Source organism: Bacillus haikouensis, assembly GCF_013179555.1.
GTDB classification, from domain to species: domain Bacteria; phylum Bacillota; class Bacilli; order Bacillales; family Bacillaceae_B; genus Rossellomorea; species Rossellomorea haikouensis_A.
On record NZ_JABMCR010000008.1, the window covers coordinates 1 to 24,327 of the forward strand.

A 24,327-nucleotide genomic window follows, 5' to 3' on the forward strand; every position below is an offset into this window, starting at 1 on the left:
CATTTAAAATTTCCAGGGACGGTCCTTTTGTACCAAGGTTGGACATTTAAACCGATTTCCTCTCTGTTCTCCGTTTACTTCACCTCAGTTCGTGGTATCGCAATAGAATAATGAGTTTTTTTGGAGGGTGATAGAAATGAGTGAGAACTTAGCAGGGTATTTAGCTGCAGAGGTACTGGAGGAATGGGATATCCGCCATCTCTTTGGCTTGCCCGGGGATTCTATTAATCATTTTGTCGACAATCTGAGAAGTGAGAAGGAGCAAATTGAGTTCATTCAAGTCAGGCATGAGGAGGTCGCCGCCCTGGCCGCCTCTTCCTATGCGAAGCTTACAGGCAAAATAGGAGTCTGCTTATCTATTGGAGGACCGGGTGCGGTCCACCTGCTTAACGGGCTATATGATGCAAAGGCTGACGGAGCGCCGGTGCTCGTTCTCGCCGGTCAGGTGGAAAGCTCCAAGCTTGGGGAGGATTCGTTTCAGGAGGTGCATCTGGAGCGCTTGTTCGAGGATGTTTCTGTATTTAACGCACGCGTCTCTTCGCCGGACTCCTTTCCGGATCTGTTAAATCAAGCGATACGGACTGCTTATGCCAGGAAAGGTGTTTCTGTGCTCGTCATCCCGGACGATATGCCTGCACAGAAAATCAAAGACAACGTGAGAAACACTTCAAGCGTTTCTTCGATTGCAAAACCGGCTCCGCTCCTCGATGATATCCGGAACGGACTTCAATATCTGCAGGATTCCAAACGCCCGGTCATCCTTGCAGGGACAGGAGCAAAAGGTGCGGTGAATGAATTGGAGGAATTTGCGGACAGACTCGCTGCCCCTATCATCTTCACCCTTCCGGCAAAAGGGACCCTGCCTGATGAACACCCGCTCAACCTTGGCCAGCTTGGTCAGATCGGGACGAAGCCTGCATATGAGGCTATGGAGGAAACGGACTTGCTCATCATGATCGGGACGTCGTTCCCTTACAGGGAATTCCTGCCGGAGGATGCGAAGGCTGTCCAAATCGATGCCGATTCTGCTCAAATCGGTAAAAGGTATCCTGTATCAGCAGGCATCGCTGGTGATTCCAAGCTTGTCCTCCAGGAATGGAACAAATCGCTCCCGCGCAGGGAAGACCGTTCCTTTTTAAAAGAATGCCAGATCAATATGAAGAACTGGTGGAAGCATGTAGAGAAGGATGAGACAGAGGCAACCACACCGATCAAACCGCCGCAGGTCATCCCGATGATCCAGAAGATCGCTGACCATGATGCCACACTGTCAGTCGATGTCGGAAACGTAACGGTCTGGACGGCGCGGCATTTCCGGATGACCAATCAGAAATTCATTATCTCCAGTTGGATGGCGACGATGGGATGCGGGCTGCCCGGAGCAATCGCAAGTGCCCTTGTCTATCCCGAACGCCAGGCGATTGCTGTGTGCGGGGATGGAGGTTTCACCATGGTGATGCACGATTTCGTTACTGCCGTTAAATATAAGCTGCCGATCATCGTCGTCATCCTCAATAACAGAAAAATCGGGATGATCAAGTATGAACAGCAAGAAAGCGGCCACCTCGAATATGAGACGGATCTTCAGGATATCGATTTCGCACAGTTCGCGAAAGCATGCGGCGGGGAAGGCTACCGGGTCATCAAACATGAAGATTTGGAACCTGCTTTTGATATGGCTGCAAAATCCAATAAACCAGTCATTCTGGATATACAGATTGAAGACCAGCCTCCACTGCCTGGAAAAATCACCCTTGATCAGGCATCAGGCTACTCCAAGCATGTGATGAAGAAATTCTTCAAGAAACATGAAGTCGAAATGCCTCCGTTGCGTAAAGCCTTAAAGCGGTTATTTTAAGGAGTGATCACATGAAACGCCTACTGTATCCGCTCCTTTTTTCGGTTTCTTTTATACTTACTGGCTGCAATTCTCTTCAGGTCCTTGATACTAAAGGCCCTGTTGCTAAGCTGCAGGAAAATTTGATCCAGCTGTCAACCGGAATCATGCTGTTTGTCTTCATCACCGTCTTTTCCATGTTTGTGATCTTTACGTGGAAATACAGGGAGACTCCGCAGCGCAGGGATATGATCCCGCCGTACGTGAAAGGGAATAAAAAACTTGAAATAGCCTGGACCGTGATTCCCATAGTCTTGTTATTGATCCTGGCAGTACCAACCGTGCAGGGAACCTTTTCGCTCTCAGATTCTCAGAAGGAACAAGGAGAAAAGATGGAAATCACTGTCACCGGTCATCAATACTGGTGGGAGTTTGAATACAACGACCAAGCGATCACATTATCAAATGAAGTATGGATCCCAGTGGACACTCCGGTCGTATTCAATCTCAAATCGGAGGATGTCATCCATTCCTTCTGGGTACCCAAACTTGGCGGTAAAAAGGATTTAAATCCAGGAGGTACAAATCGATTGACCCTCCACGCTTCAGAAACCGGAGTTTATGAAGGGAAGTGTGCCGAACTTTGCGGTGCCTCTCACTCTTTGATGAGATTCAAAGTCCATGTTGTCAGCAAAGATAGCTATGATCAATGGATAAACGACAAGGCAAAGGGACCGGCTCCTGACACTGCAGCCTCCGCTTCCTATGAAAAAGGCAAGAAATTATTCACTTCGAACTGCTTAAGCTGTCATGCTGCAGACTATACCGGCAATAGCGATGGTCCGAACCTTGCCGGCATCGGAAGCAAGGACATGATCGCCAGCGTCGTTCCAAACAATGAACAAAATATGAAAAAGTGGATAAAAGATCCGAAATCCTTTAAGCCTGGTGCAAAAATGCCCGGATTTAAGGAGCTGTCGGATAAAGAACTTGAAGCACTCAGCAACTATCTTTCCCACTTAGAATAATGAATTCGGTGAAAAGGAGGGTTCTCCAATGGACATCAAATATACGATTTTTGGCAGGGAGTTTGTGTTTCCATCGGATATTATCGCTGCGGACCTGTCTATTTTGCTAATGGGAATTATGGCCATATTTTTCTTGACCCGCTATCGAAAATGGCAATATGCGTGGGATTGGATGACCTCCACTCACCATACCAAAGTAGGGATCATGTACCTCGCTGCAGGCGGGGCATTTTTCCTGAGGGCCGGTCTGGATGCCTTGATCATCCGCCTCCAGCTGGCACTCCCCGAGAATCAGTTCTGGGTCTTCCAAGGGGAAAAATACAACCAGATGATGACGACGCATGGAACCACCATGATTTTCTTCGTGGCCATGCCCCTCTTGATCGGGTTGATGAATGTCGCCGTCCCCCTCCAAATTGGTGCAAGGGATCTTTCCTTTCCTTATATGAACCTGCTCAGTTTCTGGCTGTTTCTGACTGGGGGGGCATTGGTGAACGTGAGCTTCGTTCTCGGCGGATCCCCGTCAACCGGATGGACTGCCTACTCACCTTTAAGCCTGGATACATTCAGTCCCGGACCCGGGCTTGACTATTACACGCTTGGCATTCAGATTGCAGGAATCGGCACCATGCTGACAGCCATCAACTTTCTCGTTACGATCATCAGAAAGCGTGCCAAAGGAATGACGTTCATGAGGATGCCGCTCTTCACATGGTCCTCATTCGTGACGTCGATCTTGATTCTGTTTGCTTTCCCGGCATTGACCGTCGCCTTATTGCTGCTGATGATGGACCGTGTGTATGGCACGGCATTCCTTAGCGGAACGGATGGTAATCCATTGATTTGGCAGCATTTGTTCTGGATATTCGGACACCCTGAGGTCTATATATTGATCCTCCCTGCATTCGGCATCTTTTCAGATGTCATCACGACCTTTTCACGCAAAAATTTATTCGGTTATGCCGCCATGGTATTTGCGATTGTCCTGATCGGATTCCTTGGCTTCATGGTGTGGATACACCATATGTTCACCGTTGGACTGGGTCCGATTTCAAATGCGATTTTCGCACTGGCGACGATGTCGATCGCGGTCCCGACAGGAATCAAGATTTTCAACTGGCTGTTTACCATCCGCGGAGGGGTCATCCGATTCAAGACGGCCATGCTTTTTTCACTTGCATTCATTCCTACCTTTTTAATCGGAGGGGCAACCGGCGTCATGCTTTCATCCGCTCCTGCTGATTACCAATACCACGACAGCTACTTTGTCGTCGGCCATTTTCATTATGTCATTGTAGGGGGCACCATTTTAGGAATCTTTGCCGGTGTCTATTACTGGTGGCCAAAGATGTTCGGCTTTTTATTGAATGAAGTCCTTGGAAAATGGCATTTCTGGCTGTTCACCATCGGCTTCCACCTCACGTTCTTCCCGATGCACCTTATGGGGCTGAACGGGATGCCGCGGCGGGTGTTCACTTATTTCGAAAGCGACGGACTCGGCAGCTTGAATCTGATCAGTACAGTCGGGGCCTTCATTATGGCTGCTGCCGTCATGGTTTTCCTATTTAATATCTACTGGAGTATCCGCCACGGGGAGAAAGATTCAACCGGTGACCCTTGGGATGGAAGAACGATTGAATGGGCCCTTTCCTCCCCTCCTCCCCCTGGCAATTTCATTGATCGCCCGGTCATCACGACGATCGATCAGCTATGGTATGAAAAGAGGAACGGGAATGGATACCTGAGAACAATCAAAGAAGATGGTCCGATCTATTTATCCAAACATACGGCTCAGCCCATTTTTCTGTCCGCCATCTTTTTCTGCTCTTCCTTCGGCTTCATCTTTTACCAGCCTCTCCTTCAGTGGGCAGGTGTGATCGGTGTCATGTGCATACTGGTCCTGAGGTCTTTCAAGGATGACAGCTGGCAGGCATACACCCGCTCTGAACTTCGCGATGAAAAGGAGGAAAAGTCATGAACACAGAGTCCTTTCTTCTTGAGCAGAAAGAAGATAAGAAACTGGGAATGTGGTTCTTCATCGCAGCGGAGGTCGTCATCTTCGCTTCTTTATTCGGCGTCTACCTGACTCTGCGATCCCATACAGACGGCGGCCCCGCCCCGAAAGAAATGTTTGAATTGAACAGTGTAATGGTGTCAACCATTCTCCTGCTTTCAAGCAGCTTCACCCTTTACATTTGCCATCAGGCAAGCGAAGGAAGAAAATCAGGAAAAACGATCGTCTTCTTAGCGATGACAATGATATTGGCAGGATTGTTTTTATTCATGGAAGGCAGGGAATTTCTTCTTTACTATGACAAAGGGTATGAGATGCAGAACAGCTCTTTTTTGTCAGCCTTTTACCTGCTTGTTGGAACCCATGGGGCGCATGTCGCCACAGGTCTCATCTGGATGGCTCTCTTACTCATCCACTTTAGAAGGAAGGGTATGAATATAGAAACTCAGTCAAAATTGACCGTGTTTTCTCTTTACTGGCACTTTGTGGACCTCGTGTGGGTACTGATTTTCACTCTCGTCTATTTATACGGGAAGGTGGGGTAACAGCATGAATAAATCGGTACTTACCTTCCTTTACCTGATTGTCATCGGCACTGCCCTCGGGGGATATTTCCTGATTGAATACGGCAGGAAGCATTTTTCACCATCAGCCATTCTCCTGATGATCCTGACTCTTGCCGCCATCTCCATTTTCGTTCAGTTGTCTGCCCTTATGAAGGCACATCCTCCTTTGAACAAGTGGAAATGGATATCGTTATCAAGCGGCCTTCTCGTCGGAGGACTCGCGGTTTTATATTTACTATTACTGAAATAGGAGGAATTCAAATGGATGGCATTACGATCTTATTATGGATTCTTCTATCTCTCATCGCATTGATCATCCTGGTCCCCGCCGGAATGATCCTCTATATCATGGTCAGGGATGAGCAGCAGGAAGAACATGCTGTATTAAGGAATTTTCCGATTCTCGGAAAAATGAGATATATTTTAGAAAAAATCGGCCCGGAAATGCGGCAATACCTTTTCTCGAATGACACTGAAGAGAAACCATTCTCCAGAAATGAATACCAGCAAACCGTCTTATCTGGAAAATATAAATCACGGATGCTTGGCTTCGGATCGGAACGCGACTTTGAGCGCGAAGGCTATTATATCAGAAATGCATTATTTCCAGTTCAGCGCGATGAACTGCGCGTTGACAACAGCCAAAGAATAAAGTCTAAGATTTACAAAATCGATAAGGATAATTTGTTCAGGAGAAAAGAGCACCGGGAAGAGCAAGAAGTCGATCCCTTCCTGCTAAGGAATGAAGATGCCCCCGTCATCGGGGAGCAAACATGCAGGCACCCCTTCAAAGTGAGGAGCCTGATCGGCCAATCCGCTATGAGTTACGGTTCACTCGGGGAAAAAGCCATCACTGCCCTTTCAACCGGCCTGGCTCTGGCCAAAGGTACATGGATGAATACCGGAGAAGGCGGATTATCAAAACACCACTTAAAAGGCGGCGTCGATATCATCTGTCAAATCGGTCCAGGTCTTTTCGGCGTCCGCACCAAGGATGGTGATTTTTCATGGGAAGAATTCAAAAAGAAAAGCGAACTGGACGAGATTAAAGCATTTGAACTGAAACTCGCACAGGGAGCCAAAACCCGGGGAGGACATGTGGACGAAGCTAAGGTAACACCTGAAATAGCAAATATCCGCAATGTGGAACCGTATAAATCAATCGACAGCCCCAACCGTTTCAAGGAGTTTGGAACAAACGAAGAAATGCTGGATTTCATTGATGAACTGCGTCAGGTCGGCGGAAAACCTGTCGGAATCAAGATTGTTGTAGGAAGTACAAACGATATCGAGGAACTTGCCTCATACATGGCCGATACAGGAAAACATCCTGACTTCATCACCGTAGACGGCGGCGAAGGCGGCACCGGGGCTTCCTATCATGAATTGGCCGCTTCTACAGGTGTTCCGATCAAGTCGGCACTTCCTTTTCTCCATGATACGCTTATCAAACACGGTGTCCGGGACAAAGTGAAGATATTTGCCTCAGGGAAGCTGCTTACACCTGACAAAGTCGCCTTCGCTCTCGCCCTTGGAGCCGATTTTGTGAATATCGCGAGAGGCCTGATGTTTTCCGTCGGCTGCATCCAGGCTCAGGTATGCCATACCAATAATTGTCCGGTTGGGGTTGCAACTACAGACAATAGACTGCAGAAAGCTCTGATTGTAGAAGAAAAATCCTTCCGTGTCTGCAACTACATGCTCTCCCTGCGTGAAGGGCTATACAATCTATCGGCTGCAGCCGGGGTGGATACGCCAACCAAACTATCAAGAGAGCACATCGTATTCCGCGACAAAGACGGCCGCCTATTTCCCATGAAACCCGAAACAAACCAGGAAATACAAAAAGCATGACCAAAGGCCAGGCCCGCACTGTTTAAAGTGCGGGACTGGCCTTTAATTCTTTCACTGAAATCGTCAATGAACATGGTGAAATATTGAATAAATGATTTCGAAAGAAGTGATCGAAGTGAAAGGTAATAGAGAAGCGATCCTCCGGCACCTTAAGGAAATGATTCAATGGGTGAAGTCATTGAACAATCTTCCGGCAGAAATGGTTTCGTCCAATCGATGAGAACAAGTGGAGTACCGCAGAGATCATCTGCCATTTCGGACCGTGGGATGATTTTGTAGTGACCAAGAGGCTGCCTTATCTGGGGAACAGCGATCCGCTTCCGAAAGCGCCTGATTCCCGGCACCTGAATGAACAGTCCGCTTCAAAAGCCCTCTCCTATGAACAAACCACCGTCATCCAATCGTTCATTGACTCCCAAAAACGGTTGTTGACAGGTATCTGTGAAATCCCTTAAGTATCGTGGGACAAACGATCAAACCTGGTGAAAAAAAATGGGCACTTTCCGGCTATCTGAAAGGACTGGCCGATCATGACCTTCACCATAGTCAGCAGATAGAACAGGCCCATGCACATTAAAAACGCTCAGATCTGATCTGAGCGCTCTTTAATAATAATCCTCCGCATTCATATAATACACGTGGTTATCGGTCCACGCCCCATTTTCATTGATAAAGCCCTTCCGTGTGCATTCGAACTTCATTCCGACCGACTCGGCAAGCCTGATCGAAGGAATATTATCAAGGTTAATATGTGCCTCTACCCGGTGATAATTGACCTTTTCAAACGCCATCTTCAACGCAGCCCTCACAGCTTCCTTCCCGTAACCCTGCTTCCAGTGCGTGTTGTTCAGCGTATAACCGATCCGTCCCCAATGAAAACTCAGCCTCATCAAGGTAGAAAAATCAATGTTTCCGATATACGCTCCAGTCTGTTTCAGGAACACACCGAAAATATAGACCTCGTCGTTGTTCATCATTATATTCTGCTGGTCGATCATGTCACGGAACCAATATTCCGTACACTCACTCAAATCCTGCCATCCAAGATCATACTTGTGCTGGGCAGGCAGCCTTTTCATATTCTCATTGAACCAGTTCCAATAGTCACTCTTCATGAACGGTCTTATAATTAACCGCGGTGTTTCTATGCTTAAACTTCTTTTATCCACCCGAAGCACCTCTCTTTCAAGGCAATCAGCCAATATCCTCATATCCTCTAATTATAGCAGTTTATCAGCAGAAACTAGTTGATTCTCTCAATTTCAATTATTTTTGTAAAAGGAAAACCGAAATACGTGTATTTCACTATTACAGAGTCTATCTTCTTACAATGCTCAAGTGCCAATCCATAATGACGGATCGCACTTCTGTTATCCTGCTCATCCAGCTGTATGGCCTCTACTCGGCTGTACATCATCTCTATATCATATTCGTGGATGTCGTGAAAACTGATTCCCTCTATTTCTTTCTCCAAGGCAAACATTCCGATGAGTGCATTCGTCCGGCTGACGCCCAATTCTGTCCTAGAAGGCCGTTCACCGCCATTGACCATCACCTCAGTCAACTTCAGCTTATGAATCCCTTCATTTTGAAGTTCCACTGTCACGGTACCCGGGTCGTGCTCACTCCATCCGAACCCTTCACTCTCGAGAGGCGGATTCAATTTCAAATAAAGTACCAGGCACGCCAGCAGCACCGCAGTCCCACCGATAATCCATCTCACAATCATGTTCACTGAGTTTCACCTCACACAATTCCTCCCTATCAGCCTACGAAAAACCCCAGAGTAACGTGCCTATTTCTATACTTGAAAAAATTCCCTTTAATGAAAAGAAGCGTTCCCCATCAAGGGAACGCTTTAAATCCGATTATTTTTGAGACCATTTCTCCCACTCTTCTTCAAGCTCTTTCTCAATCTCTTCATCCGAAACGGTGTGGCCGTCACTAACTTCAAAATGATTGGCGAGGCGATCCAATTTCACATTAATCACCCAAAGACTGATCACCACAAACGAAATAATAAGTATGACAATAAAGTCCATAAACACTTCGAATCCCCTCCTTACCTATTTATATTAGGAAGGACCCCCAAATAGACGAGGCATTAAAAGTAAGGACCTAAGAATTAATTTCGGGACATGGGGACAGGTTCGTTGTCCCGTTTCCCGGAAGAAACTAGTCGAGGGGGCGTGTGGATGCCTTGGTTTCGATTCATGACAGTTGAACCCTGGCTCGATTGGGCGGATTTGTGCCCGGCTCAATACACCCGATTAGTGCCTGCTCACTGCCCTTTATTTGTGCCAGGCACAAATCCACCTGATTGTGCCTGGCACCAACGCAAATAATATACTGTTACACCCCCTTGTTGAATTGTACCTGGTACAATTGCCTATTTCTTGTACCTGTACACCCTAATAAAATGTACCTTATACCAATCAATCCACTGTATCCTGCACACATCAAGCAACTAATCCATCCCTGCTACCAGGTACAAACCACCATTAACTCTACCTGCCCTATTTCGATAGCAGATTCCCTACTCTAATAAGCCTTAGCCCAATATACCATCTTTTCAGCAGCTTTCCCGCAGCATACACAAGTATCCGCCACTTTCTGCTGCTCAAACGGTATGCACCGTGAAGTCGCACCCGTTTCTTCCTTGATTTTATCCTCACAGGCAGTCTCTCCGCACCACATCGACTTTACAAAACCGCCTTTCTCCGCGATCACCTCTTTGAACTCACCGAAATCCACTGCGAGGCTTGTCATTTCCTCGCGATGTTCCCTTGCTTTCTCAAAAAGGTTCTGTTGGATCTCTTCAAGAAGCTTCGGCACCTTCGTTTCCAGTTCCCCGACCGGCACCGTCACCTTCTCCCCGGTATCACGGCGCGCCAGAATCACCTGGCCGTTCTCGATATCACGCGGCCCGACTTCAAGTCGCAATGGAATTCCTTTCATTTCATATTCATTGAACTTCCATCCCGGCTTCTTATCGCTCGCGTCAATTCCGACACGCGACACTGCCGAAAGTTTCTCCTTCAAATCATACGCAAAATCAAGCACACCATCCTTATGCTGTGCAATCGGCACGATCATCAATTGAGTCGGAGCCATTCGTGGAGGAACGACCAAACCACGGTCATCACCATGTACCATGATCATCGCACCAATGATGCGTGTCGTTAGTCCCCAAGACGTCTGCTGCACATATTGAAGTTTTCCTTCACGATCTGTGAACTGAATGCCGAACGCTTTGGCAAATCCATTACCTAAATGATGGGACGTCCCGGATTGCAGCGCCTTCCCGTCATGCATCAGGCTCTCGATGGTATACGTATACTTCGCACCGGCAAACTTTTCTTTCTCCGTTTTCTGCCCCTTGATCACCGGGATCGCCAGCAGCTCCTCGCAAAGCTCCGCGTACACCTCAAGCATCCTCACCGTTTCCTCGTGTGCATCCTCGTCTGTCTCATGACACGTATGCCCCTCCTGCCACAAGAACTCAAGTGTCCGTAAAAACGGACGTGTCGTTTTCTCCCAGCGCACCACATTCGCCCATTGATTATACAACTTCGGCAGGTCACGGTAGGAATGGATGATATTTTTATAATGCTCACCGAATAGTACCTCGGAAGTCGGACGAACACATAAACGCTCGGCCAGCTCCTCTTCACCACCGTGTGTCACCCACGCCACCTCTGGCGCGAACCCTTCGATATGATCCTTCTCGAGCTGAAGGAGACTCTCCGGAATGAAAAGCGGCATATACACATTCTCATGCCCCGTTTCCTTGATTTTCGCATCTAGTTGATTCTTGATGTTTTCCCAGATCGCATACCCATAAGGGCGGATAATCATCGACCCGCGCACACTCGAATAATCGACCAGCTCTGCCTTTTTCACTACATCCGTATACCACTGGGCGAAATCTTCATCCATCCCTGTGACATCTTTAACAAATTTCTTCGCCATACTTAACACCTCTTATTATTAATGAAATCGAGAGTGTGTCCCCACACTTTTTTAAAAAAATAAAAAGCCCGCTCATCATCAGGGACCATTTCTGGCGGTACCACCCTGATTCAAAGCAAAGCTTTACACTCACACATGATAACGGTATTGGACCGCTGAAAATTCAGACTCAGAGGCAGGTTCAAATGATTGTCGATAGAAGCCTCACACCACTCTGGCCCCCTCTCTGAAAAGACAGGTTCACTTTACTGATCCTCATCAATATTTTCAATATATTTTAAATGATTATATAGAGATTTCCATCTTGTGTCAATTTAATTTCCACAGGGATTCAACCGAATGAATTTTTTCCAATCGGCTTCACCTTCGCCCTGCTCAACGAATAGAAGAAAAGCAAAACAGTGACTGCCATCATGACGGCCGAACCTGCAAGCACCACTCCCCGGATAGATACGAGCTGCGCCCCCGCACCGATCAATACGGTTGCGGCAATGACTAGAAATCCTTCAAACCAGCCATACATACTGCTCACACGCCCCATCACCCCGATCGGAATCCGCTCCTGAATGAACGTTTCAAATCCTGTCTGTGCAAAAGCAAGCGAGAAGGACAGAAGAGAAAAGCCAACGGCAGCAACGACGAAATCATCTGAGAACGCAAAGACAACATACCCTGCTGAAACCATAACCGATCCGAATGCGATCAGGCAGATATCACGAACCTTTTCTGCAATCGCTGTGTTCACAAGAGCCCCGACAAGAAATCCCGCTCCCGCCATGCTCACCAAATATCCATACGTACTGTTTGAAAGTCTCAGTACCTCTTTTGCAAAAACAGCTTCCAATGAATCAATCGCAGCAGTCATCACGATCATACAACTGAACAGCAGGTAAATCACCATCACATACGTAAATCGGCGGCTGAAATTTCTGACCACCTGCCAATCTGTCTTGATCATTTCAAATGAGAACTTCGTTGTACCAGCTAATGAATTCCCCTCTAGATCCGGCAGCAAGAGGGTAATCAGGCCCGATATAAACAGTGCAGCCCCGTTCAAATAAAGCGCCGTGGCCGGCGTACCCATAATGAACAGCAATCCGGCAATGGCTGGTCCTACGATGAAAGCACCTGACCCGATCAGGCTCCGGAGCGCATTGAACCGCTGCCTTTTCTCCCTTGGAATCAACTTCGTCATATACGTCATCGAGGCCGGATAAAAAACCGCGCTCCCCATATTGATGACGAATACAACCGCGTACATCAGAGGGATTGATGATAGGAACGGCAGTAACGCGACCAGCAGTCCCCGCCCCACATCCAGAACCACCATCACTTTCCTCTTATTCAAGCGGTCGATCAAGCTCCCCGCCCAGGCATTCGTAAAGAGTGCAGCCAGCGGCTTCAGCACATAAAGGATCCCGACAGCCAGCGCTGAACCCGACTCATCCAGCACAATCAAATTTAGCGCAATCAAGAAAATCCATGCCCCGACATTCGATAACCCAATCCCCAACAATAACAACAACGAATTCTTCAACCTCATCACACATTCCTCCCCGCAATCTCTTCCCCAACGCCCACCGCTATACAGCAGCGAAGGACGTGCCTTCAAAGACAATAAAAAAATCCCACCCCCAAGACATTCCAGTCTTGGGGGCGAGATTCGATCGCGGTGCCACCCCAGTTCGCCAATATGTCACCATATCAACCTTTTCAGGTACTGCCTAAACAGCTTATACCCTAGCTCTATAACAGGAGCTCCTGTCACACCATCTCCTCATAAAAGTTCCGATGTGCAGCTCAGAGTCTTGGTTCACCTGCAGCTTCCCTGCCCCTTTTCAGCTCCCGGGACTCTCTGATGAAGGACTCTGCCGGCTACTCTTCTCGTCATCGCATTTGTTAATTTCAATTATGTTATCACTCTAAACTGGAAAAGTAAACCATTTTTTCAAATAAGAAGATACGGCTTCACTATTTCCTCATAACCCGGTCTCTTCTCAATCATATTCAGCATCATCTCCCAAAGCTCATCCAGTGCTCTGCTGTCATTCGTCGTTTTACATCCCGAATAGTGATGCTCATAAACCTCTCGATTTATCCGGACTTTAACCGTGAATTCCCCGTAAGGCTGCATCTCGCAGCCCTCTTCTTTGTACAGATTCATTCCTTCTTCAAATTTCATGCTCTCTATCTTCATATAAATCTCTTCCCGCTCTTCTTTGGTAAACGAAACCGGCTTCACATCATCCCCGCGGGTAATCGTCCCATCAAAGGTACTGATCGCCGGTCCATACGATGGGGTGAACTCGATATCAAAATTCGAACTGTTCGCAAAGAACCCGCTCAGCCACTCACTCCCGATGAATCCAAGTTTCTCCCCCTTCATCACTGCAAAGACAAACACGATCAGCAGCACAATCAAAAAACTGATGACCGGCGCATACCAGCGTCTGCGGTAAGGAGGTTGACGCTTCACCTTTTCCCGGACTTTCCCCTTCAGTTCAGCACTGAATTCCAATCCTTTCAGCCCCTCATCTGTCATCTCCTTAATCTTCCGCTCCAGCTCCCTATCCATCGTACCCCCTCCCTTCTCCGTACAATCTGTACAATCGATCTCTCCCCATTTTCAGCCTCGTCTTGACCGTATTCGGTTTCAATTCCAGCACCTCAGCCATTTCATTCACCTTTAACTCCTGATAATAATGTAAAAATATGACCTCCCGATACTTGACAGGCAGCTTGAGCAGTTTTGAATGCAACTCTTTCCGCTTCTCTGCATCGATTGCTTTTATTTCCGGATTCCCCCGTTCATGAAGAATCTCACTTAATTTATTTGTAAAAAGGATCTTCCGCGTATCCCATCGTTTTAGATGATCCTTGCAATGATTGATCGTGATCCGCATCAGCCACGTTTTCATACTGGATTCACCCCTGAACGAATCCACATTCCCATAAAATTTCACAAACGCTTCCTGCGCAATATCCTCCGCCAAGCCATGATCCTTCACATACGAATACGCCATGTACAAAACCGCCTGCCCATACTCTTCCATCACTCGTTCGAGCAGTTCATCCTTATTCAAATTTCTGTCCTCCAGCAGCTTCGCACTCAACATATTCCCACCTCAGTTCTCTACACCTTTGACGACACGCAGTAAAAATTGGTTTGGAAAATTTTTTAAAGAAGGCTTTAATAAGGGGTTGGGTCGCTCCGGTGGAGTGACGAAGAATACGTTTCCATTTTATGGTATAATAAGTATATATCAGATTTTTTCAGCATAAAATGAAAAAATTGCGCATATATTTTATTTTGTCAGCATATACTAATATCTTTGCGCATAAAACAAAAAAAGTCAGCATAATGACAAGCACAACCAACTTACCGAACCATTGACCGGCAGAGTATGTATGTAATCCCACTGTTTACGCATTAAAAAAAAGAGCTGCCTACAACATCTAAGCGCTCTTCTTCAACCTTATTAACTTCCCATTTTGCGTCTTGTATTACTCGGCTTCTTGGTTTGCTGGCTTTGCATGCGCTGATTTGCCGCCAAGCCATTATTCGCTTGCTTACCGCCTGCCTGCGCTTCTTTCTTCTTAGCCAGCTGCTGCTTCATCGCTTCCTGCAAGCTGATCTTCTTCTTTTCCGTCATCACATAACCCCCTTTTGAGGTAAAACTCTACTTTTCATTATAATACAACTTTTAGGAGAAAACAGCTGTATTTGGATGCTTCAGTAGAAAAATACACAGAGAACCGCACAATCTTAAGATCTTGGCTGTGTAAATTTATGGGGTTTTACACTATTCAAGCCATATTCACCATTATCAAGCCACTTTTTGAAAAATCAAGCCACTATCACATTATTCAAGCCACTTTTCAATTATTCAAGCCACTTCCCCCCATAATCGAGCAACTTGTCGAAAAATCGCTGATCTGCTGTATTGAACATCCCTCACTGGCTCACTAAAAAAGACCAATCCCCGAAGAGATTGGTCCTTATCGAAATCCTAGTGATACCCATTCTGCCCATTCGCAGATCCTGATGTCTTCTGCTTAGGCTTGTGGTTTTTATTTTGCTTGGTTCCGCCATCTTTTTTCGTTTTCTTTGTCATGCTGAATCACTCCTGATTTTTTTATAGGAAAACAAGTTGAACGAGGTATATGTCATTTGCGAATGTTGCCATTCCATCTGCCCACTCCATTACTCCGGGATACTCAAAAGAACGAGCACCCGCCGCCGTCCTGACTCTAATGACCTGAATCCGGCGATAGCCGGCTCATATCAACAAAACAATTGGTTTAAGAACCATTCTTATTTTGCACCAAAAAAGAAATGAGCTTCCCGGTAATTACCGGAAAACTCATCAATGTCAACAGAGAAATGTCTTACTGTGAATGAGGGAATTCTTCCCATCACCCATGAAGTTTTACGCTGCCGATTGAGGAACGTCCTCATCGACTTTAATTTCGCCGCCTGCGCCGAGTTGTTTTCTCAGACTAATGATGAAGGCTACTACAACCGCGATCGTTCCGATTGTCGCTCCCGCATACGAAGTGCCCATTGATAGTCCGAAACCGATTGGCGCGTTCAGTATATACGTGAACGTGACCATCGTCATAAATACTGCCGGCACACTTGCTACCCAGTGGGGTTTCTTTTGGAGCGCAAGATACATCGCTCCCACCCACAGGGCGATCATGGCCGTTGATTGGTTTGCCCAGGAGAAATACCTCCATAGAAGGTTAAAGTCAATTTGAGTAAGAGCAATCGAGATGACGAATAATGGAACCGCAATCCAAAGACGGCTTGAGATCTTCACTTGTTTCACGTTGATGTAATCTGCAATGATCATACGTGCGCTTCTGAAAGATGTGTCGCCTGATGTAATCGGAAGTACGATGACACCAAGGATCGCCAGTGTTCCACCGATGGAACCAAGCATCAGTATAGACACTTCGCTTACAATTGCAGCCGGTCCGCCTTCGGCAAGGATCGCGCTTAATTCACCTGGCTCGAAAATGCTCATCGCTGCAGCTGCCCAGATCATCGCAATGATTGCTTCAAGAATCATCATGCCGTAGAAAATTTTTCGTCCGTTCTTCTCATTTTGAGTCGTTCTGGAGATGATCGGTGACTGTGTAGCATGAAATCCTGAAAGTGCCCCGCATGAAATCGTCAAGAATAATAACGGGAAGATTGCCACTGAATCAGGGTGCATGTTCGTAAGCGATATTTCAGGAATATCCACTCCCGTGATGACAAGTCCGGCTCCCACTCCCACCGCACTGATTAACAGCAGAGCTCCGAACAATGGATACACTCGACCGATAATTTTATCGATTGGAAGTAATGTCGCTACAATATAGTAAATGAAAATCGCTGCAATGATCACTCCTAATGAAATCCAGGCAGGAGTTAAATTTGCAATCAATGCAGCAGGTGCCGTAACGAATACCGTACCTACCAGCACAAGTAGTAAAATTGAGAAACCATTAACAACGTGCTTCATCGTTTTGCCTAAAAACTTACCTGCAAGAGCCGGCAGATGCGCCCCGCCGTTTCTGATTGAAATCATCCCGGTCAAATAATCATGTACTGCTCCGGCAAAAATGGCCCCTAGTACGATCCAAAGGAAGGCAACCGGTCCGTAAAGAGCCCCCATAATCGGTCCGAAAATCGGTCCGACTCCAGCGATGTTCAACAGCTGTATCATTGAATTCTTCTTCGTGTTCATTGGCACATAGTCGACGCCGTCCGCTTTCGCATAGGCAGGTGTCGTCCGCGCCTCTTTCACGCCAAAAATCTTTTCGATGAATTTTCCATATGTGAAGTAACCAATAATTAAGAAGACAATTGCAACAAAAAATGTGACCATGTATTTGATCCCCTTTCGCTCATCGTGAATACGCTTTCATCATATCAAACACCGTCACACTATCGTCACAATCCTGTTTAACATGTCAAAAAATCAGGCTGAGATGTTTCCAGGAAAGATTAACGTGCAGAGAAATTCGTTTTAAATTGTCGAAAATTTCTAAACTAACGTCATTATTCACCGTCTATGAAAATGAACACACATTAAGACTTACAAGGACAAGAATGGGGTGCGTGACGGGATTGTCCAAGAGTTCCCGGATGTGCTTGAGGAGTTTTGAAGGATATCTATGCATTTTTTAACAAGTGTTATTTTTCAATAAAATATCAGCACTGTATGCATTAAAGTCGATCGCATTCTGTAATACGCGGCAGTAATATAGTATTTAAGCCGGCAGCTTATTTTCAACTTTTGCCTTTCCTTATCTAATTTCAACTTCCCCCACCCAAAAAAAGTACCAGGTACAAATCCTCCCGCTTGTACCTGGTACACCTACACTTCCATATCTGATTCTACAACTCCAACCGCTCCCTCAGTTCCTTCACATAATTCCGGCTCACAGGGATCTTTTCCTTCGATCCGTGGACCTTAAGCTGATAGACGCCGTTCCCCCATGGAATGAGTTCTTCCACATACGGGAGCTGTACCAGATAGCTTTTGTGCACCCGAAAAAAAGGATGGGTCACAAGTTTCGCTTCCAGTTCTTTGATCGGCAGCCTGCACGTATACCGTTTCTTTGCTGTACAGATATACGTTTCCCGTTCTTCCCGGAAGATGTAGCGGATGTCTCCCGGATCGATGAAAATGATTTTATCTTCGTCTTGTACGGACAGCTTGCCCAATGGTTTCGCCGCTTCTTTATCTTCCTTTTCACTGTTCGTATAAATCATTTTTTTCAGCCGCTCTACCGTCTGCGACAGCTGTTCTTCTTCAAAAGGCTTGACCAAATAGTCCACCGCTTCGACGCGAAAGGCTTTTAATGCATAGTCCGGGTAGGCTGTAGCGAATACGATTTCCGGTTTTTGCTTCATTTTCTGAAGCGCTTCAGCGAGATCGACACCGCTCATGCCTGGCATTTCGATATCAAGGAATAGTACTTGCGGGTCCCTCGTTAAGATCAGCTCCATCGCTTTCTCAGCAGAACTCGCTTCTCCGACAATTTCAATCCAATCGTATTCGCCCAGAAGATGCTTCATTTCTTCCCGGCTGTATGGTTCATCATCAATGATTGCGACTCTCATCTGCTATCTTCCTCCTTTTAATGAGAATTCAACGGTTGTCCCTTCGCCTTTGACAGAGTGAATGGACAGCCCTGCCCTTTCTCCGACGATCATTTCCAGCCTTTTATTGACATTATAAAGGGCAATTCCCGTTCCGGTAGCAGATTCAACCGGCTCCAACAGAAGTGTCCCGAGCCGTGATGCTTCGATTCCGTCTCCGTTATCCTCCACTTTCACCGTCACACCATCATTACCCGAAGTAATTGATATTTTTAAAATAAAGCCCTCAGATTGATTTTTCATCCCGTGTTTGATCGCATTTTCTACAAGCGGCTGAAGGGTGATGGATGGAACGACGGACTGCATCGCCTCTTCATCCACTTCGTACTGAACCTGCAAACGGTCAAAGAATCTCGCTTCTTCGATGGCGAGATACGCTTTCACATGCTGACATTCTTCTTTTAATGTCGAAGTCGATTTCGTGCTGCCGCTCAAATTTTGCCTGATGAACTGAGACAGCGAGATCAGCAACGTCCTCGCTTTGTCCGGGTTGATCCTTATCAGCGATACGATGACATTGATCGCATTGAACAGGAAATGAGGACTGATCTGAGCCTGCAGGGCTTTGACTTCGGATACCTTCGCAAGTTCTTTGTGCGTATCGATTTCCGCAAGCTCAAGCTGGTTGCTCAAGAGCGTCGCGATCCCTTTTGTCATCTCCATCATTATCGGGGAGATGGCTTTCTCGGAATGGAAGTAGAATTTCAATGTACCGACGATTTCGTCGCCTTTTAAAAGCGGGGCCATAACGGCCGCTCCTAGTGGACAGTCATTGCGATCACAATGGATTTCCTTTTTCCCCACCTTCAACAATTCTCCTGTTTCAATGACCCTCTTTGTTGCCTCGGTCTGAATCGGTTTGTCCTTTTGATGGTGATCGGATGCCACACCGACATGCGCCAGGATATGGGTCCTGTTTGTGATTGACACGGCGATGGAGTCAACTTCTTTCATCAGGATCTGGCAAGTTGCATAGGCAGAGGATGCGTTGAGTCCTTTGCGCATATACTTCACCGTTCTGTCGGCAAGCCGGAGTGCTTTCTGTGATTGCACCGCTCCCATCCGCTCTTCTTCGTAGAATACACTTTTAATGATCAGCATGAAGATTCCGGTTCCGATCCCATTTGCGATGATCATCGGCCAGCCGATATCGGATACGAGCTCATAGGCCACAGGATACGGTTTTGCAAAAAGAAGAATAATGGCCATCTGCATGGCTTCTGCCAGAAACCCTACGAGAAAAGCTTTCTGAGGTGACACCAGCCTGTTCTTCTTCTCCCGCTTTCCGATGTATCCGGCAAGAAGGCCGGCAATGACGGTTGATACGCTGCAAGCAAATGCCGTGAATCCCCCGAGGAAAAACCGGTGGACCCCCGCAACAAGACCGGCGCCAAGACCAATCCACGGACCGCCCAATAAGCCGGCTGCCACAATACCTATCACCCTCGAATTCGCAATTGCTTCATTATCTTTCAGATACAGCTGCCATTTAGCATACTCATCAACTTCTGCATTCACGATTAATCCTGTATAAGAACCGATGATTCCAAAACAACCAAACAGCAAGATGATCAGCAAGGTCTGGGATTTCTTCACGTTCCTGCGCTGTTCAATCAGCTTGCGAAAAAAACCGAGCCTCGTCATGATAAAAGCTATCGTCACGATGATTCCGAGCCGTTCGATCATAGCGATCAGCATGAGCCTGCACCTCCTTTTTCCCCAATTATACTTGACTCTTTCCATTTAGACACAAAAAAAGAAAGACCCTATCAAACATCTGTTTAATAGAATCTTCCCCTAATCAGTATGAGTTATTAACAAGCTGTATCGTCCTTTTCGGTCGCAAGCGCATTGATTTCGCCGCCGATCATGATGATGATGCCGGTCAGATAGAACCAGATCATCAGCACGATGATTCCTCCGATACTTCCGTATGTGGCCGAATAGTTTCCGTAACTGCTGACATAGAAAGAAAAGGCCAGAGACGCCAGCACCCATCCGACCGTGGCAAAAATAGCCCCCGGGATGGCACTTAAGCACCGGATTTTTTTGCTTGGGGCAAAATAATACAAACCGACGAACACAATGAACAGAATGAGCGGAGAAATCGCCCAGCGGATTCCATTCCAAATCGCCATGAACTGGTCCGAATAGCCAAATTGAGAAAATAAGAAAAGGCCGATTTGCTTTCCAAACACAGGCAGCAGCAGTGCCACTACAAATACGACGATCATACCGAGGGTCAGGACGATAGACATCAAGCGGATCACGATGAACGATCTCGTTTCGTCTACATCATACGCTCGATTCAAGCTTTTCACGATTGCATTCATCCCGTTCGATGCCGACCAGATTGTCGCAATGATCGAGATGGAAAGCAATCCGCCGTTGCGATTCGACATAATATCACTTAAGTTCTCTTCAATCATCTTCATCGTCTCACCGGGAGCAAAGTCCCTGATGAAACCTAACAAGTCTCCCTGCTCCACCGGTAAATATGGAAGCAGCGTGAAAATAAAAATCAGGAGCGGAAAGACAGACAGCAAAAAGTAATAGGCAATCTGCGCTGCCAATCCTGCTATGTCATTTTTGCTGATTCTCTGAAATAGACTTTTCGAATCTTTTTTCCAACCTTTGCGGCTCGTTCTCTCCGACATCCACTCACCTCTTTAATTCCTTCTCTTTGTCTCAGGTAAAATCAGTATCCTTTGAATGATGAAGCAACAGGCTGACTATCCTCTTCACCTGAATTCAATTCGTTTGACGGGTGATCGGAAAACGTTTCTTTATATGTTTCAGTCGAATCTTCAAACGTCTCCTTCGTATCCTCGATCATTTCTTTCACTTGAGGGGTCATCCCCTTGATTTCATCGACTTTTTCCGAAATGAATTGAATATCCCTGCTTACTTGATCGGCAGTCGTTCTCAGTTTTTCATAGACGTCTTTAGACGTTTCTGCCAGCAGCTTCGGATTTTTCGAGTACTTCGAAATATTGGTGCCGCTGTTTTTCAGCGTCATCCCCAGTTCCTGTCGGGTCGTTCTGTCCAACAGCGACAGCAGTCCTCCCGCAGCTGCACCCAGCATGACACCTTTAAAGAATTTACTATTTCCCATCTCATTATCCTCCTGCAATCCATATTCTTTTTTAGTTTCATGGCAGTGTTCTGCACTGCCAGCGAATCATCTTTATCCATTCATAATCGTCTTCAGCCATCATTACTATTTCTCTAATGCTGCTTAAAGTTCCTTCCCGGGGGTAAACCGCCTGGCCGGGGCAGAGTGTAAACAGCTGCCTTCTTTTTAAACCGGCTCAGCCAATTACGGTGCTTACCAAGTTAATCACTATAGTTTCCCCTATCCTTTCTTGCTTAACTACTAATTCCCCATTTCCTTATAGTGTAAAACATTCAGGGGAAAAAATCCTTCTTTCTACACTCTCGTCCCACTGCCATGTTGACACGGACCCCGAATCATGGAAAGATGAATAGTAATAATATGTACGAAAGAAAGGACGAACATTAATGGACTTAACACAAAACTCCGCAGAGAATATCGAATTCATGGTCACAGCCATCAAAGAAAAACTGAACGTTGTCAACGCCGGCGCCATCAAGCCGGAGCACTTCAATCAGGAAATGTACGAAGACCTCCACGACCTGTACCTCATGGTCGAAAGGAAAGACCGCTTCAGCCCAAGCGAAATGACCGCCATTATCGAAGAACTCGGCGCACTGAGAAAGTAACTTTTAAATGCCGTCCAACTCCCCGGGAGGTTTCCAGGGGAGTTTTTCAATTAATTCAGGAACCCTATTGGCCCAGAACTTTAAAGCAATGCATGTGTAAATCGGGGAGTTGGATCGTATATTTGTCGAATAGATCATGCACACCATTAAAAAGGGACATTCCCTGGCGGAATGCCCCTTTTACCTATTTTTGTACCTTTACTTGGAAAGCAGCTTTAACGTCTCACGGTTAAACGCCGGCAGGTCATCCGGGGTCCTGCTTGTCACAAGCTGATTTCCACAAACGACAACCTCTTTGTCTTCATAGGTTGCGCCGGCATATTCCATATCCACCTTGATGGACTTGAAGCCTGTCGCATGTCTGCCTTCAAGTGCCTTTGCTGTGATCAGCAGCTGCGGTCCATGACAAATTGCAAAGACCGGTTTTTTCTCATCCATGAAGTGCTTCGTGAACTTGACGAAACGATCGTCGGCACGGAGCTGGTCTGGTGAGAATCCCCCGGGAAGCAAGAGTGCATCAAAGTCTTCCGGTTTGGCATTGTCGATGCTTTCATCGATTGCCACCGTCGCATCCCCCTGCTTTCCTTTTACGGATTTCCCTTTTTCCTTTTCGATCGTAATGACTTCGTGCCCTGCTTCTTTCAATGCTTTTTCCGGATCTGTAAACTCTACATCTTCAAACATATCTGTTATCAAGCATGCAACTTTAGCCATAAAAATAAAACACTCCTAACTCTTAGTCTGTTTAATTGCTCACATAGAAAATATACCCTTCTAGTCGAAATTAAAACGTCTTAAGAAGGATCATCCATCGAAAATTGGGAGAAAATTGTATTTCGCTGAACTTTATACACTTCCTCTCCGGTAATATCATTGATGATCGCAATATTACGGTCCACGGCAAGACCCAGGTTTGTCGCACCCGCACCGTGAGAATGTTCCAGATTTGTCAGCGTATAAAAATGATGTCCGCGCTCCTTCTCCTCATCAAACACCAGCTTATAATCCCGTGTCACCTTAAACCTCTTCTCGTCCTCCCACACAATTTTGCCACCGAGCGCCTCATCAAACCAGGAGGGGATATTGGGCACATATCCCGTCGCCAGGATGACTTTCTCTGACAGATGAGAAAATTCTTTATCTTCCTGCCATTGGTGACAGCTCAGAACATATTGAAAATCCCCGCGGCGAATCTTCTTTACCTCAGTCAGCGGCTGAATCGTAATATCCGGCGCATTTCCACTGACCGTATGGTTATATAAAATGTTATATATATTGTTCAATGTATCCGGATCGATTCCATTCCGGAGCTGATCCAGTGTCTTCAAGGTATCGACACGCTTCTCGAAGGGCAGTCCGTGGAAATAATCCACATAATCCGGCGCGAAGAACTCCTGCCCAAGTTTCGATGATTCCAGCTGCAGGATCCCTTCCGATCTTGTCAGCCACGTCAGTTTGTACGGATGATCGCGTTGTTCTTTTAGCAAATCATAAAAAACTTCCGCCGCACTCTGACCTGATCCGATAATCGTGATCGATGAGCTTTCCAGCGTTGAACCCTTATGAAACAGATAACTGCTCGTATGGTGAACATCTTCAGCCGGCAGCCCCTTCATACCGTCCAGTATCAGCGGCTTGCTGCCCGTCCCCATTACTACATGTTTCGCATGGACGACTTCCCGCTCATCTGTCAGCCTGTTATCAACAATGACCTCGAAATGGTCCCCTGCATCTTCAACACCGATGACTTCACTATGAAATTGACATTGCGGCAGCTGTTTCACGACCCAGCGGGCATAATCATTGTACTCCTGCCTGGGCATTTCAAATTTATGAAAAAAGAAGAACTTATAGAGCCGGTTATGAGTATGTAAATAATTCAAATAGCTGTACTTGCTCTGCGGATTGGCGAACGTGACCAAATCCGCAATGAACGGCACCTGCAGGTCAGTCAAATCGATAAGCATACCCGGGTGCCACTGAAATTCCGGTGTCTTGTCAAAAAACTTCACCTTCAGCTCTGTCTTCTCATCCATCAGTGCTGCCAGACTCAAGTTATAAGGACCGATTCCGATTCCTATACAGTCAAACATCTCAGCTTTCTTCAATTTTCATTCCTCCATCTCCGTGACATCTTTCTTTATTTTCACCTA

24 protein-coding genes and 1 other annotated feature are annotated in these 24,327 nt (G+C 46.5%); of the genes, 9 read left to right on the plus strand and 15 right to left on the minus strand.

Features of this window, described 5'->3' with window-relative positions; genetic code table 11:
* The first annotated feature begins 136 nt into the window (after positions 1–136).
* From HP456_RS01765 to HP456_RS01795, 7 genes are all read left to right on the plus strand, one after another.
* Entirely contained in the window at positions 137–1,858 is a 1,722-nt protein-coding gene (locus HP456_RS01765; RefSeq protein WP_172248299.1) for a pyruvate oxidase, read from the plus strand.
* 11 nt (positions 1,859–1,869) lie between these two features.
* A complete protein-coding gene (gene coxB, locus HP456_RS01770; RefSeq protein WP_172248300.1) occupies positions 1,870–2,865 on the plus strand; it encodes a cytochrome c oxidase subunit II in 996 nt (331 codons plus the stop codon).
* Positions 2,866–2,893: 28 nt separating this feature from the next.
* A complete protein-coding gene (locus HP456_RS01775) occupies positions 2,894–4,843 on the plus strand; it encodes a cytochrome c oxidase subunit I (protein WP_246288656.1) in 1,950 nt (649 codons plus the stop codon).
* Entirely contained in the window at positions 4,840–5,424 is a 585-nt protein-coding gene (locus tag HP456_RS01780; protein WP_172248301.1) for a cytochrome c oxidase subunit 3, read from the plus strand. Before HP456_RS01775 ends, HP456_RS01780 begins: the two co-directional genes overlap by 4 nt.
* Before the next feature lie 4 nt (positions 5,425–5,428).
* Positions 5,429–5,695 carry a hypothetical protein gene (locus HP456_RS01785; protein ID WP_172248302.1) on the plus strand — a complete coding sequence of 89 codons (267 nt, stop codon included), beginning with the start codon at positions 5,429–5,431 and terminating at the stop codon, positions 5,693–5,695.
* 11 nt (positions 5,696–5,706) lie between these two features.
* Positions 5,707–7,299, plus strand: a complete 1,593-nt coding sequence (locus HP456_RS01790) for an FMN-binding glutamate synthase family protein (protein ID WP_216663145.1) — start codon at positions 5,707–5,709, stop codon at positions 7,297–7,299.
* A 278-nt stretch (positions 7,300–7,577) separates the two neighbouring features.
* On the plus strand, positions 7,578–7,754 hold the full coding sequence (locus HP456_RS01795; RefSeq protein WP_172248303.1) for a hypothetical protein: 177 nt from the start codon (positions 7,578–7,580) through the stop codon (positions 7,752–7,754).
* 150 nt (positions 7,755–7,904) lie between these two features.
* On the opposite strand, the gene HP456_RS01800 is transcribed toward HP456_RS01795, so the two are convergent.
* From HP456_RS01800 to HP456_RS01810, 3 genes are all read right to left on the minus strand, one after another.
* The gene (locus HP456_RS01800; protein WP_312857719.1) at positions 7,905–8,468 is read right to left on the minus strand and encodes a GNAT family N-acetyltransferase; all 564 of its coding nucleotides are present in this window, start codon (positions 8,466–8,468) and stop codon (positions 7,905–7,907) included.
* Positions 8,469–8,542: 74 nt separating this feature from the next.
* Positions 8,543–9,034: a hypothetical protein gene (locus HP456_RS01805; RefSeq protein WP_172248305.1), complete on the minus strand. Its 492-nt coding sequence runs from the start codon at positions 9,032–9,034 to the stop codon at positions 8,543–8,545.
* A gap of 133 nt (positions 9,035–9,167) precedes the next feature.
* Positions 9,168–9,347, minus strand: coding sequence for a hypothetical protein (locus HP456_RS01810; protein ID WP_172248306.1), 180 nt, complete (start codon positions 9,345–9,347; stop codon positions 9,168–9,170).
* 147 nt (positions 9,348–9,494) lie between these two features.
* On the opposite strand from HP456_RS01810, the gene HP456_RS01815 reads away from it, so the two are divergent.
* On the plus strand, positions 9,495–9,644 hold the full coding sequence (locus HP456_RS01815) for a hypothetical protein (RefSeq protein ID WP_172248307.1): 150 nt from the start codon (positions 9,495–9,497) through the stop codon (positions 9,642–9,644).
* Positions 9,645–9,840: 196 nt separating this feature from the next.
* On the opposite strand, the gene proS is transcribed toward HP456_RS01815, so the two are convergent.
* The 10 genes from proS to HP456_RS01865 form a co-directional block, all read right to left on the minus strand.
* Positions 9,841–11,271, minus strand: a complete 1,431-nt coding sequence (proS, locus tag HP456_RS01820; protein WP_172248308.1) for a proline--tRNA ligase — start codon at positions 11,269–11,271, stop codon at positions 9,841–9,843.
* A 331-nt stretch (positions 11,272–11,602) separates the two neighbouring features.
* The gene (locus HP456_RS01825; RefSeq protein WP_172248309.1) at positions 11,603–12,814 is read right to left on the minus strand and encodes an MFS transporter; all 1,212 of its coding nucleotides are present in this window, start codon (positions 12,812–12,814) and stop codon (positions 11,603–11,605) included.
* A gap of 106 nt (positions 12,815–12,920) precedes the next feature.
* Positions 12,921–13,171, minus strand: a binding site (T-box leader).
* A 48-nt stretch (positions 13,172–13,219) separates the two neighbouring features.
* The gene (locus tag HP456_RS01830; RefSeq protein WP_172248310.1) at positions 13,220–13,846 is read right to left on the minus strand and encodes a hypothetical protein; all 627 of its coding nucleotides are present in this window, start codon (positions 13,844–13,846) and stop codon (positions 13,220–13,222) included.
* Positions 13,839–14,354, minus strand: a complete 516-nt coding sequence (locus HP456_RS01835; protein ID WP_172248311.1) for a sigma-70 family RNA polymerase sigma factor — start codon at positions 14,352–14,354, stop codon at positions 13,839–13,841. The genes HP456_RS01830 and HP456_RS01835 overlap by 8 nt, the downstream gene beginning before the upstream one ends.
* Before the next feature lie 396 nt (positions 14,355–14,750).
* The gene (locus tag HP456_RS01840) at positions 14,751–14,924 is read right to left on the minus strand and encodes a hypothetical protein (protein ID WP_172248312.1); all 174 of its coding nucleotides are present in this window, start codon (positions 14,922–14,924) and stop codon (positions 14,751–14,753) included.
* A 777-nt stretch (positions 14,925–15,701) separates the two neighbouring features.
* Positions 15,702–17,150 (minus strand): carbon starvation CstA family protein, encoded by a 1,449-nt coding sequence (locus HP456_RS01845; protein WP_172248313.1) that lies wholly within the window; start codon positions 17,148–17,150, stop codon positions 15,702–15,704.
* Positions 17,151–17,662: 512 nt separating this feature from the next.
* Entirely contained in the window at positions 17,663–18,391 is a 729-nt protein-coding gene (locus tag HP456_RS01850; RefSeq protein ID WP_172248314.1) for a LytR/AlgR family response regulator transcription factor, read from the minus strand.
* Between the two features lie 3 nt (positions 18,392–18,394).
* Positions 18,395–20,128 (minus strand): sensor histidine kinase, encoded by a 1,734-nt coding sequence (locus HP456_RS01855; RefSeq protein WP_172248315.1) that lies wholly within the window; start codon positions 20,126–20,128, stop codon positions 18,395–18,397.
* Between the two features lie 116 nt (positions 20,129–20,244).
* Positions 20,245–21,087, minus strand: a complete 843-nt coding sequence (locus HP456_RS01860; RefSeq protein WP_172248316.1) for a YihY/virulence factor BrkB family protein — start codon at positions 21,085–21,087, stop codon at positions 20,245–20,247.
* Positions 21,088–21,128: 41 nt separating this feature from the next.
* Positions 21,129–21,545, minus strand: coding sequence for a YtxH domain-containing protein (locus HP456_RS01865; RefSeq protein WP_172248317.1), 417 nt, complete (start codon positions 21,543–21,545; stop codon positions 21,129–21,131).
* Positions 21,546–21,952: 407 nt separating this feature from the next.
* On the opposite strand from HP456_RS01865, the gene HP456_RS01870 reads away from it, so the two are divergent.
* Positions 21,953–22,174 carry a DUF1128 domain-containing protein gene (locus HP456_RS01870; protein WP_172248318.1) on the plus strand — a complete coding sequence of 74 codons (222 nt, stop codon included), beginning with the start codon at positions 21,953–21,955 and terminating at the stop codon, positions 22,172–22,174.
* Positions 22,175–22,372: 198 nt separating this feature from the next.
* On the opposite strand, the gene HP456_RS01875 is transcribed toward HP456_RS01870, so the two are convergent.
* Both HP456_RS01875 and HP456_RS01880 read right to left on the minus strand, forming a co-directional pair.
* Positions 22,373–22,888 carry a type 1 glutamine amidotransferase domain-containing protein gene (locus HP456_RS01875; RefSeq protein ID WP_172248319.1) on the minus strand — a complete coding sequence of 172 codons (516 nt, stop codon included), beginning with the start codon at positions 22,886–22,888 and terminating at the stop codon, positions 22,373–22,375.
* Between the two features lie 80 nt (positions 22,889–22,968).
* On the minus strand, positions 22,969–24,282 hold the full coding sequence (locus HP456_RS01880) for a lysine N(6)-hydroxylase/L-ornithine N(5)-oxygenase family protein (protein WP_312857720.1): 1,314 nt from the start codon (positions 24,280–24,282) through the stop codon (positions 22,969–22,971).
* Between the last annotated feature and the right edge of the window lie 45 nt (positions 24,283–24,327).

Bases quoted from the DNA above. Each gene is read 5' to 3' on its own strand.
- HP456_RS01785 (WP_172248302.1), top strand. From the start codon at position 5,429: ATGAATAAATCGGTACTTACCTTCCTTTACCTGATTGTCATCGGCACT.
- coxB (WP_172248300.1), top strand. From the start codon at position 1,870: ATGAAACGCCTACTGTATCCGCTCCTTTTTTCGGTTTCTTTTATACTT.
- HP456_RS01830 (WP_172248310.1), bottom strand. From the start codon at position 13,846: ATGGATAGGGAGCTGGAGCGGAAGATTAAGGAGATGACAGATGAGGGG.
- HP456_RS01865 (WP_172248317.1), bottom strand. From the start codon at position 21,545: ATGGGAAATAGTAAATTCTTTAAAGGTGTCATGCTGGGTGCAGCTGCG.
- HP456_RS01780 (WP_172248301.1), top strand. From the start codon at position 4,840: ATGAACACAGAGTCCTTTCTTCTTGAGCAGAAAGAAGATAAGAAACTG.
- HP456_RS01850 (WP_172248314.1), bottom strand. From the start codon at position 18,391: ATGAGAGTCGCAATCATTGATGATGAACCATACAGCCGGGAAGAAATG.
- HP456_RS01815 (WP_172248307.1), top strand. From the start codon at position 9,495: ATGCCTTGGTTTCGATTCATGACAGTTGAACCCTGGCTCGATTGGGCG.
- HP456_RS01875 (WP_172248319.1), bottom strand. From the start codon at position 22,888: ATGGCTAAAGTTGCATGCTTGATAACAGATATGTTTGAAGATGTAGAG.
- HP456_RS01765 (WP_172248299.1), top strand. From the start codon at position 137: ATGAGTGAGAACTTAGCAGGGTATTTAGCTGCAGAGGTACTGGAGGAA.
- HP456_RS01845 (WP_172248313.1), bottom strand. From the start codon at position 17,150: ATGGTCACATTTTTTGTTGCAATTGTCTTCTTAATTATTGGTTACTTC.
- HP456_RS01790 (WP_216663145.1), top strand. From the start codon at position 5,707: ATGGATGGCATTACGATCTTATTATGGATTCTTCTATCTCTCATCGCA.
- HP456_RS01775 (WP_246288656.1), top strand. From the start codon at position 2,894: ATGGACATCAAATATACGATTTTTGGCAGGGAGTTTGTGTTTCCATCG.
- HP456_RS01840 (WP_172248312.1), bottom strand. From the start codon at position 14,924: ATGACGGAAAAGAAGAAGATCAGCTTGCAGGAAGCGATGAAGCAGCAG.
- HP456_RS01855 (WP_172248315.1), bottom strand. From the start codon at position 20,128: ATGCTGATCGCTATGATCGAACGGCTCGGAATCATCGTGACGATAGCT.
- HP456_RS01870 (WP_172248318.1), top strand. From the start codon at position 21,953: ATGGACTTAACACAAAACTCCGCAGAGAATATCGAATTCATGGTCACA.
- HP456_RS01860 (WP_172248316.1), bottom strand. From the start codon at position 21,087: ATGTCGGAGAGAACGAGCCGCAAAGGTTGGAAAAAAGATTCGAAAAGT.
- HP456_RS01825 (WP_172248309.1), bottom strand. From the start codon at position 12,814: ATGAGGTTGAAGAATTCGTTGTTGTTATTGTTGGGGATTGGGTTATCG.
- proS (WP_172248308.1), bottom strand. From the start codon at position 11,271: ATGGCGAAGAAATTTGTTAAAGATGTCACAGGGATGGATGAAGATTTC.